The organism is Polaribacter sp. 20A6 (assembly GCF_011378915.1).
GTDB lineage: Bacteria > Bacteroidota > Bacteroidia > Flavobacteriales > Flavobacteriaceae > Polaribacter > Polaribacter sejongensis.
In genome coordinates, this window is sequence record NZ_WTPZ01000004.1 from 220,856 (window position 1) to 241,962 (window position 21,107).

At 31.6% G+C, this 21,107-nt stretch carries 21 protein-coding genes and 2 tRNA genes; 13 read left to right on the plus strand and 10 right to left on the minus strand.

Going from position 1 to position 21,107, the window contains the following annotated elements; translation table 11 throughout:
- Positions 1 to 40 precede the first annotated feature (40 nt).
- The 3 genes from GQS57_RS10990 (at position 41) to GQS57_RS11000 (ending at position 3,088) form a co-directional block, all read left to right on the plus strand.
- Entirely contained in the window at positions 41 to 1,558 is a 1,518-nt protein-coding gene (locus tag GQS57_RS10990) for a hypothetical protein (protein ID WP_165732905.1), read from the plus strand.
- Positions 1,559 to 1,783: 225 nt separating this feature from the next.
- Positions 1,784 to 2,464, plus strand: a complete 681-nt coding sequence (locus GQS57_RS10995) for an SDR family oxidoreductase (RefSeq protein ID WP_165732906.1) — start codon at positions 1,784 to 1,786, stop codon at positions 2,462 to 2,464.
- A gap of 27 nt (positions 2,465 to 2,491) precedes the next feature.
- Complete coding sequence (locus tag GQS57_RS11000; protein ID WP_165732907.1) at positions 2,492 to 3,088, plus strand: SprT-like domain-containing protein; 597 nt, start codon at positions 2,492 to 2,494, stop codon at positions 3,086 to 3,088.
- A gap of 187 nt (positions 3,089 to 3,275) precedes the next feature.
- Here the strand turns inward: GQS57_RS11000 and GQS57_RS11005 are convergent, their stop codons facing one another.
- The 5 genes from GQS57_RS11005 to GQS57_RS11025 form a co-directional block, all read right to left on the minus strand.
- Positions 3,276 to 4,757, minus strand: coding sequence for a DUF389 domain-containing protein (locus GQS57_RS11005; protein ID WP_165732908.1), 1,482 nt, complete (start codon positions 4,755 to 4,757; stop codon positions 3,276 to 3,278).
- 121 nt (positions 4,758 to 4,878) lie between these two features.
- Positions 4,879 to 4,951 (minus strand) — tRNA-Lys (locus tag GQS57_RS11010).
- A gap of 117 nt (positions 4,952 to 5,068) precedes the next feature.
- Positions 5,069 to 5,141 (minus strand) — tRNA-Lys (locus GQS57_RS11015).
- Between the two features lie 56 nt (positions 5,142 to 5,197).
- On the minus strand, positions 5,198 to 5,971 hold the full coding sequence (locus GQS57_RS11020; RefSeq protein ID WP_165732909.1) for an ABC transporter ATP-binding protein: 774 nt from the start codon (positions 5,969 to 5,971) through the stop codon (positions 5,198 to 5,200).
- A gap of 3 nt (positions 5,972 to 5,974) precedes the next feature.
- Positions 5,975 to 6,715 carry an ABC transporter permease gene (locus GQS57_RS11025; RefSeq protein WP_165732910.1) on the minus strand — a complete coding sequence of 247 codons (741 nt, stop codon included), beginning with the start codon at positions 6,713 to 6,715 and terminating at the stop codon, positions 5,975 to 5,977.
- 108 nt (positions 6,716 to 6,823) lie between these two features.
- Between GQS57_RS11025 and pafA the strand changes: the two genes are divergently transcribed.
- Positions 6,824 to 8,464 carry an alkaline phosphatase PafA gene (gene pafA, locus GQS57_RS11030; protein WP_165732911.1) on the plus strand — a complete coding sequence of 547 codons (1,641 nt, stop codon included), beginning with the start codon at positions 6,824 to 6,826 and terminating at the stop codon, positions 8,462 to 8,464.
- A gap of 59 nt (positions 8,465 to 8,523) precedes the next feature.
- On the opposite strand, the gene GQS57_RS11035 is transcribed toward pafA, so the two are convergent.
- Positions 8,524 to 9,222 (minus strand): PrsW family intramembrane metalloprotease, encoded by a 699-nt coding sequence (locus tag GQS57_RS11035; protein WP_165732912.1) that lies wholly within the window; start codon positions 9,220 to 9,222, stop codon positions 8,524 to 8,526.
- Positions 9,223 to 9,348: 126 nt separating this feature from the next.
- A complete protein-coding gene (ctlX, locus tag GQS57_RS11040) occupies positions 9,349 to 10,284 on the minus strand; it encodes a citrulline utilization hydrolase CtlX (protein WP_165732913.1) in 936 nt (311 codons plus the stop codon).
- Between the two features lie 123 nt (positions 10,285 to 10,407).
- Between ctlX and GQS57_RS11045 the strand changes: the two genes are divergently transcribed.
- The 8 genes from GQS57_RS11045 (at position 10,408) to GQS57_RS11080 (ending at position 17,205) form a co-directional block, all read left to right on the plus strand.
- Positions 10,408 to 11,076 (plus strand): M15 family metallopeptidase, encoded by a 669-nt coding sequence (locus tag GQS57_RS11045; RefSeq protein WP_165732914.1) that lies wholly within the window; start codon positions 10,408 to 10,410, stop codon positions 11,074 to 11,076.
- Between the two features lie 75 nt (positions 11,077 to 11,151).
- The gene (locus tag GQS57_RS11050; protein WP_205860257.1) at positions 11,152 to 11,826 is read left to right on the plus strand and encodes a hypothetical protein; all 675 of its coding nucleotides are present in this window, start codon (positions 11,152 to 11,154) and stop codon (positions 11,824 to 11,826) included.
- Between the two features lie 129 nt (positions 11,827 to 11,955).
- Positions 11,956 to 12,945: a pyruvate dehydrogenase (acetyl-transferring) E1 component subunit alpha gene (gene pdhA, locus GQS57_RS11055; RefSeq protein WP_165732915.1), complete on the plus strand. Its 990-nt coding sequence runs from the start codon at positions 11,956 to 11,958 to the stop codon at positions 12,943 to 12,945.
- Positions 12,946 to 12,948: 3 nt separating this feature from the next.
- Positions 12,949 to 14,565, plus strand: coding sequence for a dihydrolipoamide acetyltransferase family protein (locus GQS57_RS11060; protein ID WP_165732916.1), 1,617 nt, complete (start codon positions 12,949 to 12,951; stop codon positions 14,563 to 14,565).
- Positions 14,566 to 14,642: 77 nt separating this feature from the next.
- Complete coding sequence (locus GQS57_RS11065) at positions 14,643 to 15,494, plus strand: DUF2807 domain-containing protein (protein ID WP_165732917.1); 852 nt, start codon at positions 14,643 to 14,645, stop codon at positions 15,492 to 15,494.
- A gap of 69 nt (positions 15,495 to 15,563) precedes the next feature.
- Entirely contained in the window at positions 15,564 to 16,250 is a 687-nt protein-coding gene (locus tag GQS57_RS11070; RefSeq protein ID WP_165732918.1) for a GNAT family N-acetyltransferase, read from the plus strand.
- 21 nt (positions 16,251 to 16,271) lie between these two features.
- Positions 16,272 to 16,439 carry a hypothetical protein gene (locus GQS57_RS11075; protein WP_165732919.1) on the plus strand — a complete coding sequence of 56 codons (168 nt, stop codon included), beginning with the start codon at positions 16,272 to 16,274 and terminating at the stop codon, positions 16,437 to 16,439.
- The gene (locus tag GQS57_RS11080; RefSeq protein ID WP_240915465.1) at positions 16,429 to 17,205 is read left to right on the plus strand and encodes an SGNH/GDSL hydrolase family protein; all 777 of its coding nucleotides are present in this window, start codon (positions 16,429 to 16,431) and stop codon (positions 17,203 to 17,205) included. The genes GQS57_RS11075 and GQS57_RS11080 overlap by 11 nt, the downstream gene beginning before the upstream one ends.
- A gap of 34 nt (positions 17,206 to 17,239) precedes the next feature.
- Here GQS57_RS11080 and GQS57_RS11085 read toward each other — a convergent pair whose 3' ends face one another.
- From GQS57_RS11085 to GQS57_RS11095, 3 genes are all read right to left on the minus strand, one after another.
- Positions 17,240 to 17,497 carry a hypothetical protein gene (locus tag GQS57_RS11085; protein ID WP_165732920.1) on the minus strand — a complete coding sequence of 86 codons (258 nt, stop codon included), beginning with the start codon at positions 17,495 to 17,497 and terminating at the stop codon, positions 17,240 to 17,242.
- 7 nt (positions 17,498 to 17,504) lie between these two features.
- Positions 17,505 to 17,813, minus strand: a complete 309-nt coding sequence (locus GQS57_RS11090) for a co-chaperone YbbN (RefSeq protein WP_165732921.1) — start codon at positions 17,811 to 17,813, stop codon at positions 17,505 to 17,507.
- A 68-nt stretch (positions 17,814 to 17,881) separates the two neighbouring features.
- Positions 17,882 to 18,523 (minus strand): peroxiredoxin, encoded by a 642-nt coding sequence (locus tag GQS57_RS11095; RefSeq protein WP_165732922.1) that lies wholly within the window; start codon positions 18,521 to 18,523, stop codon positions 17,882 to 17,884.
- Positions 18,524 to 18,830: 307 nt separating this feature from the next.
- On the opposite strand from GQS57_RS11095, the gene katG reads away from it, so the two are divergent.
- Entirely contained in the window at positions 18,831 to 21,005 is a 2,175-nt protein-coding gene (gene katG / locus GQS57_RS11100) for a catalase/peroxidase HPI (RefSeq protein WP_165732923.1), read from the plus strand.
- The last annotated feature ends 102 nt before the right edge of the window (positions 21,006 to 21,107 follow it).

A 21,107-nucleotide genomic window follows, 5' to 3' on the forward strand; every position in this document is an offset into this window, starting at 1 on the left:
TAACCTCTCGACTGCGCTCGAGGAGACAGAAATTACTATTATGCGTTACTTTATTTCCTTTATTATTTGTGTCGTTCTTATTTCTGTAAGTTCTTGTAGAAAAGATTTTAACACAACACCAAGTTCTGGTTTATTAGAATTCTCTAAGGACACACTTTTTTTAGATACAATATTTACAAATATTGGTTCTGCAACGTATAATTTAAAAGTATATAATAGAGGAAAAAATGCGATTACCATTCCCGAAATAAAATTAGAAAATGGTACCAATTCTAACTACAGATTAAATGTAGATGGAATTCCTGGAAAAGATTTTAAAAACATAGACATTCTTGCTAAAGACAGTATTTTTATTTTCGTAGAAACCACCATAAATGCGAGTAATGTAGTTAATCCGTTATACACAGACAGAATTTTATTCGATTCTGGTAGTTTTCAGCAAGATGTAGATTTAGTTACTTTGGTGCAAGATGCCAATTTTATCTTCCCTGGAAAAGATGCTATTTCTATGAAAATTGACAGCTTAACTTTAAACGGAGAACCAACGACCTTAAAAGGGCGTTTTTTAACGGATTCAGAATTAACCATTTCCAACGTAAAACCTACTGTTATTTATGGCTTTGCAGCTGTACCAGCAAATAAAACATTAACCATAGAAGCCGGAGCAAAAGTTTATTTCCATGATAATTCTGGTTTAATTGTAGATAACAAAGCTACTTTAAAAGTAAACGGAACACTTTCTGAAAAAGTGATTTTTGAAGGCGATCGATTAGAATATTCTTTTAGCGAAACTGCCGGACAATGGGGAACTATTTGGATGCGAGCAGGAAGCAAAGACAATGAAATGAACCACACCATTATTAAAAACGGAGTTATTGGAATCTTGGTTGACAGCATTGGCGCTCCTTCTACTCCAACTTTAAAATTACAAAACACAGAAATCTATAATCATTCTAGCTATGGAATATTAGGAAGAGAAGCAAATATTGAAGGTAACAATGTAGTTGTTGGCGCTGCTGGTCAGGTTTCTTTAGCAGCAACTATTGGAGGTACGTATAATTTTACACATTCTACTTTTGCTAACTTCTGGAACAATGGTTTACGTCAATTACCTGCTGTTCTAGTGAACAACTTTTTTGTGTATTCAGATGCAACGGGACAAGAAATTATTGAGACTAGAAATTTACATGCTGCTAATTTTACCAATTGCATTTTTGATGGAAATAACAACATAGAATTTATCTTAGATAAAGTTGATGGAGGCGGAATCTTTAACTACAACATTAGTAATTCCATGATTAAATTCACGGACAATAATGACTCTTTTAAAGACAACACCGAACTAGATTTTACAAGTACTTTTTACCAAGACAACATAATAAATGGAAATGCTCATTTTAGAAATACTCAAAACAGTGATTTTATAATTGGAGAAGAGTCTGATGCCATAAGTAAAGCAAAAACAACTTCTTTTTCTGCAGATATTTTAGGTGTTGATAGAACTACAAATCCTGATATTGGCGCTTACCAACATATTACTTTTGAAACGGAAGAGTAGTTTTTCTATCAAATGAAATCAACATTAATTGAAGTATAGTATCCTCTATAAGATATTGAATTGTAAGGCTCCGCCTTTGCAAGAGTCACTTAAATCTTATATCTCTAAACGTTACTAGCCCTTCTAATTTTTAAAAATACAGATAAACCTCAAAGGTTTTAAAACCTTTGAGGTTTAAATTTATGAAAAATTGAGTAAATTGCTCGTTCAAATTTTTTTATTGAAATGAAAAACATTGTAATTACAGGTACAAGCAGAGGAATTGGTTTTGAACTCGCTAAACAGTTTGCAGAAAAAGGACATCAAGTATTAGCCTTATCTAGAAACACAAAACCACTATCTGAGTTTAATCATAAAAACATCACTTTAATTTCTGTTGATTTATCTGTGAATTCAGACCTAGAAAAAGTAACTGACTATGTTAAAAATAATTGGCAACAAGTTGATATTTTAATCAATAATGCTGGTAAATTAATCAATAAGCCTTTTACAGATTTATCTTCGGATGATTTTTTAGAAGTCTATAAAGTTAATGTTTTTGCCGTTGCAGAGTTGACTAAATTAATGATTCCGTTTATGCAAAAAGGAAGCCATGTAGTTACTATAAGTTCTATGGGCGGAATTCAAGGAAGTATGAAGTTTCCTGGATTAGCAGCATATTCATCCGCCAAAGGCGCAGTAATTACGTTATCAGAATTATTAGCAGAAGAATATAAAGAACAACAAATTGCATTTAATGTTTTGGCTTTAGGAGCAGTACAAACAGAAATGCTAGAAGAAGCTTTCCCTGGATACGAAGCACCTACCTCTGCCACAGAAATGGCGAATTATATTTTTGATTTCTCTTTAACAGGAAATAAATTTTATAACGGAAAAGTATTACAAGTATCTTCTTCAACTCCGTAAGCAATAAGCATTCAAAAAAATTAAAAATTGAATTCAAGTTACAAAGATTTCGTTCCTTCAAAAGCAATTCCGTTTATAGAGTTTCTTATAAACGAGCATTCTTTTACGCTAAAAATTGTAAACCAGAGAGAAACAAAACATGGTGATTTTAGACAATTACCAGACGGAAGATTTCAAATTACCGTAAATAACAACCTTAATAAATATCAGTTTTTACTTACGTTAGTTCATGAAATTGCACATCATGTTACGCATCAAAAATTCGGACGCGTACAACCTCATGGTAAAGAATGGAAAATGGTTTTTCAGCATTTAATGCTGCCTTTTTTACGTCCAGAAATTTATCCTATGGAAATGTTGCCTTTTTTAGCAAGGTATTTTAAAAACCCAAAAGCAAGTACAGATACTGATGCAGATTTATCATTAGCTTTAAGAGGTAATGTAGCAGAAACGGGCAAACATTTTATTTTTGACATCCCTTTTGGTAGTTTATTTGTATTTAAAAACACCATCTACAAAAGAGGAAACAAACGTAGAACCCGATATGAATGCATGAATATGAGTAATAAAAAAGTATATTTATTCAACCAAAATGTAGAAATAGAATTCTACAAAAACGCTTAGAATTTATTTACTTTAATAACATCAATTATAGAGTAGTTCGTTTAACAAATGAGATTATCTAACAAGTGATTTTTTTGTCAATCTGAATTTATTTCAGATTCTTATGAATATTAAATATAGATACGTTAAGATACTGAAACAAGTTCAGTATGACAATATTCAAAACTTTTAGAAAACTCCTTAAAACTTACTTATCTCTTTTAATAAATAACGTATCTAAGTCCATTTCTTTTTGCAACCAACTACGTAATTTCTTTTCTTTTACACGAATAATAGTATCAGACACTTTTAAATTCCACTTTACTGTTGCAGTAGGAATGGTATCTATATTGATAAAATCTTTAGAAAATAAAACTTTTGAAAATCCTATTTCTTCTATTTCACTATATAGAATTTTAGCTTCTTTAGAAACTCTACTAAAAGCAATTGCCTTTTTATCATTTTGAAGAGCATCATCTTCAATCCTTATATTTAAACCAGAAATAATACCTTCTAACTCAGTAATCTTATCTTCAAGTTCTTGTATTCGCTTTTTACTTTCATTCAACTCTTCTCTTTTCTCGGTATACGCTGTAGTAATTAACTCGAAACTCTTTGTATCACTCCCTTTAATATTAATTTTCACTTCTTTTAAGCGATCATATCTAGGGTCATTAATCAAACTACTTTCTAACATATTTTTCTCTACAGCAGTTACTTCATTAAAGAAGTTAAGTTTTAAAACCTTAGTATCAAAATCGTAATCTTCATCAATTAATTGATAGTTATCAATAGTCATAACCTCATTTTTAACAAACGTTTTTAACTGTGCATTTACCCTACTTTCTTCTAAGGCGTGTAAAAAAGTATAAACAGCAGGAATCATAACAGCAATACCTACTACCGTTGCAATAGTAGCATATCGTTTTCTTCGTGCAGCATTCGCATATTTATGCATTGGAAAACTTAACAGTTTTAATACAATAAATGTTGCCAAAGCAATAAAAATAGTATTAATTGTAAACAAATACATGGCTCCTAAAGCATAGGTAAAACCAACAGTATCTCCAGAAAAACCTTTTGCTAAACCAAATCCTGCAGTACACAAGGGCGGCATTAATGCAGTAGCAATAGCAACTCCAAAAATAACAGAAGCTACTGTTCCCTTTTTTGTTCTTGCAACCATTAAAGCCAAACCTCCAAAAAAGGCAATTAATACATCTCTAATATCTGGTCTTGTTCTCCCTAATAATTCGGATGTATCTTCACTTAACGGAAAGAAATAGAAAAAAACAAATGACGCAAGTAAACTTAAAGTAATCATTGTTGCCAAACTGACTAATGATTTTTTAAACACCTCAATATCATTAATTGCAAAAGCACTTCCTATTCCCAAAATAGGTCCCATTAAGGGCGATATTAACATGGCACCAATAACAACTGCAGTAGAATTAGCATTTAACCCTATAGAAGCCACAAAGACAGCAAAAATAAGAATCCAAGCAGTTGCACCTTTAAAAGGTATATCTGCTTTAATAGCTTCCATGGTAGCTTCATGATCCGTATCGTGTCTAAAGTCTAAAAGTTCGGTTAAATATTTTCTGATACTAAAGAGTAAACCTCTAGCTTCATCTTTCATTCCTTGCTTAGATTGATCTACCTTTTCCTCAGCTCCCTTATTTTCTTCCATCAAATTTAAGTTTCAATTATTCTGGGAAAGATACAAAAATTTAAAATTGACAATAAAACTGATTATAATATTTTTTTGCATAAAAAAAGCTTCACATTTCTGTGAAGCTTTTAATCTAATGTGACCGGGCTGGGGCTCGAACCCAGGACCCTCTCCTTAAAAGGGAGATGCTCTACCAACTGAGCTACCAGGTCATTTATTTTTATCTTAATGACTAAAAAGATATTTTTTTCACTAATTAGAGAAATGACTTTCTCTTTTAAAATTTCTTAAATAAGAACTTCATTTTTTTATGAAGCTCTTATTTTTTGTGACCGGGCTGGGGCTCGAACCCAGGACCCTCTCCTTAAAAGGGAGATGCTCTACCAACTGAGCTACCAGGTCAATATATTTCCTTTTAAGCGGCTGCAAATATATACTTTATATTAGAAAAAACAAATCTATTTATATTTTTTTTCATTTAAATATGCTTCTCTTACTTTTTTAAATAAATTAGAAGAATACACAAAGTCTACAACTGCCTCATTGTCAGTTTTAAATATATCTTCACTGGTACCTTCCCAAGCTTTTTGACCTTCCTTTAAAAAAATTATTTTTTCTCCAATTTCCATCACAGAATTCATGTCATGTGTATTAATTACGGTTGTAATTTTATATTCATCCGTAATTTCTTGAATCAAATTATCAATTACAATTGCAGTTCTTGGATCTAAACCAGAGTTTGGTTCATCACAAAAAAGGTATTTAGGATTCATAACAATTGCTCTGGCAATGGCAACTCGTTTCTGCATTCCTCCAGAAAGCTCTGCTGGTAATTTTTTATTAGAGTTTTCTAAATTAACTCTATTTAAAACAAAGTTTACGCGATCTAGCATTTCTGCGTGAGATTTATCTGTAAACATTTTTAACGGAAACATTACATTATCTTCTACCGTTTGAGAATCGAACAAGGCACTTCCTTGAAAAACCATACCAATTTCTTGCCTCCATTGCTGTTTTTCATTTTCAGTAAATTTTGTATTTATCCTACCATCAAAAGAAATAGAACCTTTTTCTGGCGTGTGCAAACCTATTAAAGATTTTATAAATACTGTTTTTCCAGAACCACTTTGACCAATTATTAAACTGGTTTCACCAGGAAGAAAAGTAGCTGTTATACCTTTTAATACTTTTACATCTCCAAAACCTTTATGTAAATTATCTACTTCAATCATATTTTAGGTTAAAAGCATTTGAGTTAAAAAATAGTTTGCTATTACAATTAAAATAGTCGTCCAAACTACAGCTTGCGTACTTGCTTTACCAACCGCTATAGATCCTCCTTTTACATAATAACCATGATAAGAAGGTACTGTAGAGATTAGAAATGCAAAAATTAAGGTTTTAATGATTGCGTACGATAATAAAAAAGGATCAAAATCTGTTTGAATACCTTCTATATAATTTGCTCCAGAAAAAAGTCCAGACAAAACACCTGTAACCCATCCTCCTAAAATCCCTAAGAACATCCCTAATGAGATTAAAAAAGGATAAAAGAAAACTGTTGCAATCACTTTAGGCAACACTAAATGACTTAAAGCATTTATACCCATCACCTCTAAAGCATCAATTTGTTCTGTAACTCGCATAGTACCGATACTAGAAGTTATATAAGAACCTACTTTACCTGCTAAAATAATGGAACAAAAAGTGGGTGCAAACTCTAAAATAATAGAACGCTTAGCCGCAAAACCTATTAAAGATTTTGGAATAAAAGGATTGTCTAAATTTAAAGCCGTTTGCAACGCAATTACACCTCCAATAAAAAAGGAAATAAACATAATAATCCCTAAAGATTTTAAGCCTAATTCATCAATCTCTTTTATCAAAGCTTCGTAAAAAACTTTTCCTTTCTGCGGTTTTTTAAAAACACGCCCTAACATCATAAAATATTTACCAACATGTTCTAGGTAACCCATTCATTTTAATTTTATGCTAAAGTATTAAATTATCATTAATAGTGCGTTAAATTGACCAAATCAAAACAAAAAATAATTACTTTTGACTCATAATTTATATATGTACTTATGAAATTCAAATTACTTTTCAGCTTCATCTGCCTATTTATTTATTTAGGAAACAACAAACTAACATCACAAAATAAAAAACCAAAATTGGTGGTTGGTATTGTTATTGACCAAATGAGATATGATTATTTAACAAGGTATTCCGATAGATATGGAAAAGATGGATTTAATAGAATTTTACAAGAAGGTTTTTCTTTAGAAAACGCTCATTACAACTACATACCAACCTATACAGCCGTTGGACACACCTCTATTTATACAGGAACAACACCAAGTGAACACGGAATTATCTCTAACAATTGGTACGACAAATATCAAAAAGAATCTATTTACTGCGTAGATGACAACAATTACAAAACTGTTGGAAACGAGGGTAAATATGGACAAAAATCTCCAAAAAGACTTTTTACATCAACCATAACAGATCAATTACATTTGGCTCAAAATATGTTTGGTAAAACTATTGGTGTTTCTATAAAAGATAGATCTGCAATTTTACCTGCTGGCCATTCTGCAAATGCAGCTTATTGGTATGATGGTGGTAATTTTAATACTTGGATTACAAGTACATATTATATGAATGAATTGCCTAAATGGGTAAAAGATTTTAATGGAAATAACAACGCAGATAAATACCTAAACACACCTTGGGAAACACTTTACGATATAGAAACATACACAAACAGTAGAGTTGACGATAATATTTATGAAGGTAAATTAAAAGGACAGGAAGCACCAACTTTTCCGAAAGACTTAAAAGCATTGCGTTCTAAAAATGGTAATTTCGATTTGATAAAAACAGTACCGGCAGGAAATACTTATACAACAGATTTTGCAAAAGCTGCTATTATAGGTGAAAACTTAGGTAAAGGTGAACATACAGATTTTTTAGCGGTTAGTTATTCTTCTACAGATTATATTGGTCATAAATACGGAGTTGCTGCCATAGAAACAGAAGACACCTATTTACGATTAGACAAAGATTTGGCTAATTTATTTCAATTTTTAGACCAACAAGTTGGAAAAGATAATTACACCTTATTTTTAACTGCAGATCATGCAGCAGTGCATGTACCAGCTTATTTACAATCTTTAAAAATACCTGCTCACTATTTAAAGATGACAAAATTTAAAGAGTTTATTTTAGAAACCACTAAAAAATATTTCAATTCTGTAGATTTAATTGAAAACGTTTCTAATTATCAAATATTCTTAGATAAAGACAAAGTAGAATCTTTAGGTTTAGAAGTAAATAACGTTGCTCAAAAATTAGCTGATGAAGTAATTAACTTTGATGGTATTTATAAAGCAGTAACCGCAAGAACTTTGCAAACCACACATTTCTCTTCTGGAATATTAAATTCACTGCAAAACGGGTATAATCAAAAATTATCTGGTGATGTTTTAATGATTCCTAATCCGGCTACTTTAACTGGTGGAAGAACAGGAACAAGCCATGGTTCTGGATATTCTTATGACACACATGTACCAATTATTTTTTATGGAAACGGAATAAAACAAGGTTCATCATCAAAAAGATACAACATTACAGATATTGCGCCAACTATTGCGAATCTTTTAAATATAGAGTCGCCAAACGGAACAAACGGAGTTGTAGTTGATGAAGTTTTGGAAAAATAAAATAAGTTCTATATTATAATTATTTCTAACAGGAATAAGATATTAAAAAGCCCCAAGACTTAGTTTTGGGGTTTCTTTTTGATTAAAAATTTGAATACAGAACCATCTTGATGTCTTTTTATCGCTTTCCTAGAAAGTAGAATTCCAATTCCTAAAGAAATAAATGCACCTATAGAAATTCCTGGAATAAAGTTGATGAACAGAAAAAAATCATATGCTCCATGAAACAGCGTTGCGAAAAACAAACCTGTTAAGTTTAAAACTATTCTATTTTTAGAAAACTTTGCTTTTCCCATAAAATAGCCCATTAAAATGGCAAATGTAGCATGTGCCGGAACCGCAGTAAATGCTCTTAATATTCCAGTAGACACTCCGTGTTGAAAAACATACAATACATTTTCTAAAGTAGCAAAGCCCATAGAAACCATTACCGCATAGACAATACCATCAAAAGGCTCGTTGTATTCTTTATTTCTCTGTGCATAATATTTTACAATTACATATTTAGAAAACTCTTCTACCAAGGCAACTACTATAAATGCCTTTACAAATTGTTGAAATATATTAGCGACATTAGTAACAGGCAGAAATCTATCTGCAAAACCACCAAGAATTACAGTAATTAACACACTTGCCGTTGCACCTAAAAGAAAGTTTTTAAATAAAAAAGGAATAGGCTCTTTTTCAAACTTATCTTTAAAATAAATATATAGTATAATAATGGTTGCAGGAGCAATAGCAAGAAGAAGTAAATGCATGGAGAAATTTAAAGAGTTTGTTTTTTATAAAATGAAACAAACGCAAAGTTTTGAAAAGAAGATTTTATAATTCCTTTACCAACCTTGCGTTTGCCTAGTATTTTTGTACTTAATTATTTGCTAACTTTATTTTTTAGGCAAGAAAACTTCTGCCATCATACAGCGCGCACTACCTCCTCCACAAAACTCAATAGTATCTAAAGGACTAGAAATAATTTTACAATGATTGTTGATTTGTGATTTTTGAGATTGAGTTAAACTATTAAAAGCAGCTTGACTCATTACTAAAAAACGCTCATCATCTTTACCTCTAACTTCTAACATATTTCCGGCAAAGTTAGTAACCTGTTTTTCTGTAATATCAATTACTTTTTTACCATCTTCTTTTAAATGTTTCAAAACATTTTTACGCTCAGATTTATCATCAATAGAAGCCAAACAGATAATCGCCAAAGTTTCTCCAACACACATCATCACATTCGTATGATAAATTGCAGCTCTTTTACCATCTACTGTTTGATTTGCTGTAAAAACAACTGGTGTATATTCAAAATCTTCACAGAACTCTATAAATAACTCTTCATCTGCTCTCGGCGAAAGCGCACAATATGCCTTGTTATTCCCTCTATCTAAACATATACTACCCGTTCCTTCTAAAAAAACTCCTTCATCTTCAGCAGAAGTATAATCTACAATATTCTCTATTAAAAAGCCTTCTTTTTCTATCTGTTCTAAAACATCCTCACGTCTTTCTAAGCGCCTATTTTCTGCAAACATTGGGTAAATAGCAACGGTACCATCTTCATGAAAAGATATCCAATTATTTGGAAAAACAGCATCTGGTGTATCCGCTTCCTTTGTATCAGAAACAACAATTACATCAATACCAAAACCACGTAATTTCTCTACAAAAGCATCAAATTCGTCCTGCGCTTTTGTATTAATGGTAGCTGGCAATGCATTATCAATATTATGTTGATAGTAATTATTTACAGCAGTTTGCTCATTCATCCTAAAACTAACAGGACGAATCATTAAAATTGTATTTGTAGTTTGCTTCATTTAATTCATTTATTAGGCACAAAATTAGCCTTTTTTTTAATCACTATAGGTTTCAATGATTTTATTTTCTGATATAAAACCATTCTAAAAGTTTACTATTGTCTTTTTGTTTATTTTTACCTCATGAAAAAAATACTTCCCTTTTTTATATTCTTTATTTCTCTTTTCTCTTTCGGACAAATTCTTCCCGAAGGTTTTGTCTATTTATCTGATGTTGATAAAACAATTCAAAAAGAATTGCGCTATCTAAGTGATAATAACTTTATAGGGAAACCAATTGATAGCTATCATAAAAATTGTATAATAGTTACCAAAGCTTCCGCTGATGCTTTAACTAAAGTACAAAAGAGCCTTCAAAAAGAAGGATTCAGTCTTAAAATTTTTGATTCATACAGACCGCAACAAGCAGTAAACCACTTTGTACGCTGGGCAAAGGTTTTAGATGATACATTAATGAAAAAAGCCTATTACCCAAGTGTGCCAAAATCAGAATTATTTAAAAGAGGATACATTGCCTCTAGATCTGGACACTCAAGGGGAAGTACAGTAGACTTAACAATTGTAGATACTAAAACAGGTAAAGAATTAGATATGGGCAGCCCCTTTGACTTTTTTGGTATAAAATCTCATTATCTACCAAAAAACATCACTCCGGAACAACAAAAAAACAGATTGTTACTTCGTAACTTAATGACAAAAAATAATTTTAGACCTTATAAAAATGAATGGTGGCATTTTACTTTAAGAAATGAACCTTTTCCTAATACCTACTTTAATTTCCCGATAGAATAAGAAGTTTTAACAAAATAGAAACAGCCTCACTCAAAATCGGCATTATATTTGCATAATTGCCTGAAAGTCCTATAAATGAAAACAAACATCAACTTACTTCTTTTTTTCACTATTTCATTATTCTCTGTTTTACAACTATCTGCACAGTTAGATTCTAATTCAGGAAGCAAAGAAAAAGGTAAAGTTAAAGGCATTGTTTTAAATAATTCTAAAGAAGTAACAAAACCAAAAGCATTAGAATTAGATGGAAATGATGGTTTTAAAAATGCTTTTGATAAAGAAAATGATAAATTAAAAAAACAAAAGGAAGAAAATGACCTTAATAATAAAGGCATTATAACACAAGAAAAGCAAAGAGAAGAGCGTTTTTTAAAAGCATTTAAAAAAGTAAACGGACAATATATTTACCCGGTAATAGACCAAGATCTAGGTAGTTTTAGAACAGATTCTAAAAGTGTAAATATCATTTGTAGAGATTTCCAATATCCTGATGGAGATATGGTTACCATATTTGTAAATGACATACCCGTTGTGCATAACATTACATTAAAACGAAGCTATCAAAAGTTTAATATCCCTTTAGAAATAGGTATTAATAAAATTGCTTTTAAAGCGCTAAATCAAGGTACATCTGGACCAAATACAGCCGCATTTAAGGTATATAATGATGAAGGTACACTACTCTCTTCTAATGAATGGAACTTGGCAACTGGCGCTAAAGCCACGATAGTAATAGCTAAAGACAAATAATACTCTTAAAATATTTTGTTTTATTTTAAACTAATCTAGTTTTTTTATTCTATCAAAAACAGTTATTTTTGTGACTGGTTATTAAAAGAGTAAATTTTAATAGTCTTAAAACAAACAATATCACTAAAAATGAAAGAAATCACCAAACAAACCTATTTAGATTGGTACAAAGACATGCTTTTTTGGCGTAAGTTCGAAGACAAACTTGCTTCTGTTTACATTCAACAAAAAGTTAGAGGTTTCTTGCACTTATATAATGGGCAAGAGGCAATTTTAGCGGGTGCATTACATGCAATGGACTTATCTAAAGACAAAATGATTACGGCTTATAGAAATCACGTACAACCGATTGGTATGGGAGAAGATCCTAAACGTGTAATGGCAGAATTATATGGAAAGGTAACCGGAACGTCTAAAGGAATGGGTGGTTCTATGCATATTTTTTCAAAAGAATTCCGTTTTTATGGTGGTCATGGTATCGTTGGAGGTCAGATTCCTTTAGGTGCAGGTCTTGCTTTTGGTGATAAATATAATAATACTGGTGGTGTTACATTAACCTGTTTTGGAGATGGTGCTGCAAGACAAGGTTCATTACATGAAGCTTTTAATTTAGCTATGTTATGGAAATTACCTGTAATTTTTATTTGTGAAAACAATGGGTATGCAATGGGTACTTCTGTAGAAAGAACTGCAAACCATACAGATATTTGGAAACTTGGTTTAGGATACGAAATGCCTTGTGGACCAGTAGATGCAATGAACCCTATTAAAGTTGCAGAAGCTATAGACGAAGCTTTAGATAGAGCTAGACGTGGTGATGGACCAACTTTCTTAGAAATGAAAACATATAGATATAGAGGTCACTCTATGTCTGATGCACAACACTATAGAACTAAAGACGAAGTAGAAGAATACAAAAAAATAGATCCTATTACACAAGTAAAAGATGTTATTTTAGAAAAAGGGTATGCTACTGCAGAGGAATTAGCTGTTGTTGATAAAGAGGTAAAAGTGAAGGTTAAAGAATGTGAGCAATTCGCAGAAGATTCTCCTTATCCAGAACCTCAACAGATGTACGATATGGTTTATGAACAAGAAGATTATCCTTTTATAAGTTAAGATATGGCTACAATAATAAATATGCCCAGACTAAGTGACACCATGGAAGAAGGTGTTGTGGCAAAATGGTTAAAAAATGTTGGAGATAAAATTGAGGAAGGTGATATTTTAGCCGAAATCGAAACCGACAAAGCAACAATGGAATTTGAGTCTTTCTACGAAGGAACTCTTTTATATATTGGTATTCAAGAAGGAGAAACTTCTCCTGTTGATGTTTTATTAGCTGTTATTGGTGAAGAAGGTGAAGACATTTCTGCAATTATAAACGGTGGTGAAGCAGAACCTGCAAAGGAAGAAGCTGCTACTGAAGAAGTAAAAGAAGAAACTACTACAGAAACAAGTGCTACTGAATCTGCTGCAATTCCTGAAGGAGTGCAAGTAATTACAATGCCTCGTTTAAGTGATACAATGACTGATGGTACTGTGGCAACATGGTTAAAAACAGTTGGTGATGAAGTTTCTGAAGGTGATATGCTTGCCGAAATTGAAACAGATAAAGCAACAATGGAATTTGAATGTTTCTATGAAGGAACTATTCTATACATTGGTGTGCAAGAAGGAGAAACTGCTCCTGTAGATAGTTTATTAACTATTATTGGCCCTGCTGGAACAGATGTTTCTGCAATTGTTGCTAATGGTGGTGCTACTTCTGCTCCTGCTGAAGAAAAACCAGCTCCTGAAAAAACTGAAGCTGCTGCTACAAAACCAGCTGCTAAAGTAGAAGAAACTAAAACTGTTTCTACTTCAAATACTTCTAACGGACGTATTTTTGCATCTCCTTTAGCTAAGAAAATTGCTTCTGATAAAGGAATTAATTTAGCAAATGTTAGTGGTTCTGGTGAAAACGGAAGAATCATTAAAAAAGATGTAGAAAACTATACTCCTGCGGCTAAAGTTGAAGCTGCTCCTGCCGCTGTAAGTGTTGCTGCTGCTGGTGTAGAAAACTCAGAAGAAGTTAAAAATTCTCAAATGCGTAAAGCAATTGCTAAGTCTTTAGGTAACTCTAAATTCTCTGCTCCTGATTTCAGTTTAAATATTGAAGTTGATATGGACAATGCAATGGCATCTAGAAAAATAATAAATGCAATTCCAGACACTAAAGTATCTTTTAACGATATGGTAGTTAAGGCATGTGCAATGGCATTAAAAAAACACCCACAAGTAAACACTTCTTGGTCTGAGGCAAATACAATTTACCACAGCCATATTCATGTAGGTGTTGCTGTAGCTGTAGATGATGGTTTATTAGTACCTGTAATTAAACATACAGACGGATTGAGTTTAACTCAAATTGGTGCTGGTGTAAGAGATTTAGCAGGGAAAGCTAGAAATAAAAAATTAACTCCAGCAGAAATGCAAGGAAGTACTTTTACAGTTTCTAACTTAGGTATGTTTGGTATTGGTAGTTTTAACTCTATCATTAACCAACCTAACTCAGCAATTTTATCTGTTGGTGCAATTGTACAAAAACCAGTTGTAAAAGACGGACAAATAGTTGTAGGTAATACAATGAATTTGACTTTAACATCAGATCACAGAACTGTAGATGGTGCTGTTGGAGCTCAATTTTTACAAACATTAAAAACATTTATTGAAAACCCGGTTACAATGTTAGCTTAAGGTTTACCTTAAATTTTATAATAAAAACCATTTCAATATTTTTGAAATGGTTTTTAGTTTTTATAACAATAACAATTATGACAAAAAAAACTACATTATTATTAGTATTCGTATTCGCTTTATTTAACAACACCTTTAGTCAGGAAAAAATAAAGGGAAATAGATTAATATCAAAGATAAAAACAGATCTAGCGCCTTTTCATAGTGTGGTTATAAATAATGATTTTAAAGTGGAGCTGGTAGTCTCAAATATCTCTTCATCAATAGAGATAGAAACCGATAAAAACCTACACGAGCATATCATTTTTAACGTTACGGATTCTGTTTTAACAATAGTTACTGACAAAAAATTAAAAGCAAAAAAGTTAAATATTTCAGTAAATTATAAAAATGCATTAAAGGAAATAACTTTAAATGATGATGCAGAAATAGAATCTTTAGGTACCATAAAAACAACATCTATGTTACTTAAAATAAACGATTATGGGATAGCTGATTTAAAGATAAAATCTGATATTTTTAAGCTCTTTAATAATAATAAATCTCGAATACAATTTAGGTCTAAAAGTAAGTTAGATGTAGAAAGTAAAGATGTAGATCTAGATTTAAGTGAATCTTGCAAAGTAGACATGGTTCTTAAAGCAGAAAACTTACACACAAGAATGATTGGTAATTCTGGTTTAAATATTGAAGGAACTGCTAATATATTTAATGCTATTACATTAGAAAATTCAGCGTTAAATGGAGAAAAATTAAATGTTACTACTTGTACAAGTATTATAAAAGATTCGGCTGCAATTACTGTAAATGCATCAGAAAGTATTACTATAGAAGCATCAGATAAAAGTAAAACAGAAGTATATGGAGAAGCTAAAATTATTTTAACTCAATTTTCTGAGAGTTCTAAACTATTTAAAAAAGAATTATAATACTTTAATAAAATAAAAATCAAGAAAAAAGCTCGCAATTTGTGAGCTATTTTTATATATTTATTTCTGATGAAAGACTTAGAACAAAAACTAAAAAATCCTGTCTGGTATTCATTAAATGAAACCCACAATACTTCTTTAATAAAATATGATGGCGTACAATTTTATCAGCCAAACACCTGTTCTTTTGGCTCTTTTTTTGACTCCGGAAAAACAGCAGATGCATTAACAGCCCATTCTAAAATTACAGAAAAATTCTTTTTAGTTTCAGAAAAAGGCACTCCTACAATAGATGACAAGTATGTAGTTCTTGAGAAAAAAATAAACGGATGCCAGATGGTATTAGAGAACTTGGTAGCTGTAGAAATTACCGAAGATATTATTTTACTAACACAAGAACACATAGATGAAGTATATGATTTAATTTGGTTAGTAATGCCTGGTTTTTATCAAAAGAAAGGTTTTGAAATGGGGAAATTCTTTGGTATTTTTAAAGATGATAAACTAGTTGCTATTACTGGACAGCGAATGCAAACTGATGATTTTATTGAAATTAGTTCTGTAGTTACACACCCTGATTATACAAGAAAAGGATTTGCAAAACAATTAATTCATCATACAACTAAAGAAATTTTAAAAGAAAAAAAACTTCCTATATTGCATACCAATAAAGGAAATGCTGCAATTCCACTATATGAGAAATTAGGTTTTAAATTAAGCAGAGATATGAATTGGTGGTTATTCCGCAGAAAATAATACACCTAATAATTTAACAACATGCCAAAAAAAGGGAAAGGAAAAGCTAAAAATTCCGTTAATAAAGCAAAACACACTAAATTAATGAATCAAAAAATTAATAAGGTGAAGTTAGAAAAACAACTAAATAGAGAACGTTTAAAAGCTATCATTAAAAAAGTGAATGATGCCAAAAAGGATGATGAATAAAGTAAAATACTTTTTAGGAGCAATAGTTTCTGTGCCACTACTACCCTTCCTATATTTCCAAGGAAAAAACATTCGAAAAAAAGTACCAAAACTTCCAGAAGCCAAAGAACCAAAAGGTTTTATAAATGGTGGTTTTAATAAAACGCTAAATATACTTTCTATTGGAGAAAGCACTATTGCAGGCGTTGGTGTAGACTATCATAAAAACGGATTTACAGGCTCTTTATCAAATACACTTTCTATCAATCTAAAAAGTAACATAAATTGGCGCGTATATGCTAGAAGTGGTTATACTGTAGCGCAAGTCTGTAAAAAAATTATTCCTAAAATTGAAGAAACATCAACAGATATTATTGTTATAGGAATGGGAGGTAATGATGCTTTTACTTTAAATTCTCCAAAAAAATGGGCTGATGCAATAGAAAACCTCATCAACTTATTACAAGATAGATTTCCTGGTACTCCTCTATTCTTTACAAATATGCCTCCTATTAAAGAATTTCCTGCTTTTACAAAACCAATAAAATTTGTAATTGGTAATTTGGTAGAAATTTTAGGAGAAAGACTTCAGGATGTAACACAAGATAGAAAAAACGTTTTTTACTATAACGAAGTCATCACCCTAAAAAAATGGAGTAAACAGCACTCTTTATCTAATAACAATTCTAAAATTTACTTTAGCGATGGCGTCCATCCGTCAGAATTGACATATAAAGTTTGGGGAGAGGAAATGGGGAATTTTATCACAAAAAAAATCCCAAGTTAAATACTTAGGATTATACATTAAACAATGCTATTTATTATTGGTCTATAGAACCTAAAACGCGTTTCATAAAAGTATTTAACGCTTCCTTTTTGGGTGTGCCTTCTTTTACCATTTTATCAACTTCAAGAGCACCATACATATTAGAAATTAACTCACCAATAACATCTAATTCTTCATCTTTTAATGAAGGAATTTCTGTTAAAGCTTCTAGAGTTTCAATAGTTTCTAGCACATAATCTTGATCGTTTTCTTCGATAAAATTAGTAAGATGTTTAATTACAGGTAATTTCATAATCTAATTAAATTACTTCGTTTACTAAATCTTTCAACACATCAAACTTGTTTGTTTGCGTTTGATTTTTTAAACTACCTCCTTCAAAAGTTGCAAAAGTTGGTAAGTTACTTACATCTGCCAATTTTCTACTTTCAGGAAATTTTTCTGCATCTGCAATCACAAAAGTTACGTTTTCATTTTCTGAAGCTAACTTTTTAAACTTTGGTTTCATAATTCTACAATTTCCACACCATGTAGCAGAATATTGTACAACTACTTTATCGTTTCCGTTTACAATTTCTTGTAAATTATCTTCTGTTAATTCTTGTACCATTTTATTATGAATTTAAAATTAAGAACTACGGATTAAAAAATCCGCAATTCTTAATTTATAATTAGTATTTAGTGAGAAGCTAAATAAGCTGCAGTTCCTTTTGCATCTGGAGACATCGCATCTTTACCTTCTTCCCAGTTTGCAGGACAAACTTCACCTTTTTCTTGCACATGCGTTAAAGCATCTATTAAACGTAAATATTCACCAACATTTCTACCTAAAGGCATGTTGTTAATACTTTCGTGCTGTACAACCCCCTCTTCATCTATAATATAAGTAGCTCTATACGTTACATTATCTCCTTCTACTTGAATAGTTTGTGTAGCTTCATCAAAAGTTTCGTTAGTAATATCTAAAATACCTAAAATTGATGATAAATTTCTATTACTATCTGCTAAAAGTGGGTATGTAACACCTTCGATTCCTCCGTTGTCTTTTGCTTGACTTAACCATGCAAAATGAACTTCTGGAGTATCACAAGAAGCACCAATAACAATAGTGTTTCTTTTTTCAAATTCACCTAAAGCTGCTTGAAAAGCATGTAATTCTGTAGGACATACAAATGTAAAGTCTTTTGGGTACCAGAATAACACTACTTTCTTGTTATTATTAACCGCTTCTTCTAATACATTCACTTTAAATGTATCGCCCATTTCATTCATTGCGTCTACGTTTAAATCTGGGAATTTTTTTCCAACTGCTGTTGCCATTCTATATAAGTTTTATAATTATTAATGTTCTATTTATTACTGATGCAAAGATAAAAATAAAGCAAAAAAAAAGATAGTATTTTAATGGTTAGTTTCAATATTACTATAGCTTTTAACTATATATAAACAACAGCTAAATAAATTTTCACTATTAATAAAATTATGTTTATAAAATTCGTATTTTTAAGAACTAACTACATTGAATAGTTTTTAACTATCCTAAAATAAAAACAATAGATAAAAATTATTTAAAAACATATTGTAGTTTTGTCAAAAATTAAAACATAAAATTTAAAACATATATATAATGGAAAACTTAAAACATGGTTCTGGAGACATTTCACAATGTCCATTTCACGGAGGAAACACAACAAATGAAACTAATAATGATTGGTGGCCAAATTCTTTAAATTTAGATATTTTACACCAGCATGATACAAAAGTAAATCCACTTGGTGAAGAATTTAATTATCATGAAGCTCTTAAAAGCTTAAATGTTGAGGCTTTAAAAGAAGATGTTACCAAACTAATGACAGATAGTCAAGATTGGTGGCCAGCAGATTGGGGACACTATGGAGGATTGATGATTCGTTTGTCATGGCACTCTGCAGGATCTTATAGAGTTAGTGATGGACGTGGTGGTGGTGGAACCGGAAACCAACGTTTTGCTCCTTTAAATTCTTGGCCAGACAATGCTAGTTTAGACAAGGCAAGACGTTTACTTTGGCCAATTAAGAAAAAATATGGAGACAAATTAAGTTGGGCAGATTTAATCATTTTAGCGGGTACGATTGCTTATGAATCTATGGGACTAAAAACCTATGGTTTTGCTTTTGGTAGAACAGATATTTGGCAACCAGAAAAAGATACCTATTGGGGTAATGAAAAAGAATGGTTAGCTCCAAGTGATGAGCGTTATAATGATGTAGAGGACGCTAGCACAATGGAAAACCCATTAGCAGCCGTACAAATGGGATTAATTTACGTAAATCCAGAAGGAGTTAACGGTAAATCTGATCCTGCAAAAACTGCTTTACATATTAGAGAAACTTTTGCTCGTATGGCAATGGACGATGAAGAAACTGCGGCATTAACTGCAGGGGGGCATACTGTTGGAAAAGCACACGGAAATGGTGACGCTAGTATTTTAGGCCCAGAACCAGAGGCTGCTCCTATTGAAAACCAAGGTTTTGGTTGGTCTAATCCTACCGGAACAGGGGTTGGTAGAGACACCGTAACAAGTGGTATAGAAGGTGCATGGACAACAGAACCTACAAAATGGGATAATGGATTTTTCGATCTTTTATTTGGATATGAATGGGAATTAACAAAAAGTCCTGCAGGAGCTACACAATGGGCACCAATCAACATTAAAGAAGAAGACAAGCCTGTAGATGTAGAAGATCCTTCTATTCGTTTGAATCCTATGATGACGGATGCAGATATGGCCATGAAAGTAGATCCTATCTATCGTGAAATCTGTGAGAAATTCAGCAAAGACCACCAATATTTTTCTGAAACTTTTGCACGTGCTTGGTTTAAATTAACACACAGAGATATGGGACCAAAAGTTAGATATTACGGTCCGGATGTACCTTCTGAAGATTTAATTTGGCAAGATCCAATTCCTATAGGAAAGAAAGAATATGACGTAAACCTTGTTAAAGAAAAAATTTCTAATACCGATTTAACAATTACAGAATTAGTATCTACCGCTTGGGATAGTGCAAGAACTTATAGAGGTTCTGATATGCGTGGAGGAGCAAATGGTGCTCGTATTCGTTTAGCTCCGCAAAAAGATTGGGCTGGTAATGAACCAGAAAGATTAGCGAAGGTTTTAAATGTTTTAACTCCAATTGCAACAGAATTTGGAATTAGTATTGCCGACACCATTGTTTTAGCGGGTAATGTTGGTGTAGAAAAAGCAATTAAAAATGCTGGTTTTAATACAACTGTTCCTTTTACTGCTGGACGTGGAGATGCTACAGATGAAATGACTGATGCAGCTTCTTTTGAACCTTTAGAACCAGTTGCAGACGGATATAGAAACTGGTTAAAGCAAGAATACATCGTTAGTCCGGAAGAAATGATGTTAGATAAAACACAACTTTTAGGTTTAACAGCACCAGAAATGACCATTTTAATTGGAGGAATGAGAGTTTTAGGCACTAACTACGGAGGCACGAAACATGGAGTTTTTACAGATAATGAAGGTGCTTTAACCAATGATTTCTTTGTAAACTTAACAGACATGGGAAATACTTGGAACTCTGTTGGTGAAGGTTTGTATGAAATTAGAGACCGTAAAACAGATGCTTTTAAATGGTCTGCAACAAGTGTAGATTTAGTATTTGGTTCTAATTCTATTTTACGCTCTTATGCAGAAGTTTTTGCACAAGATGACAATAAAGAAAAATTTGTACACGCATTTGTAAAAGCTTGGGCAAAAGTGATGAATGCTGATAGATTTGATGTAAAATAATTAATTAAAAAAAAAGAGCCTGTTCAAAAAGCAAGTTTTTTTGTCAATCTGAATTTATTTCAGATTCTTATGAAGATTGAATTTCAGTAAGTTGAGATACTG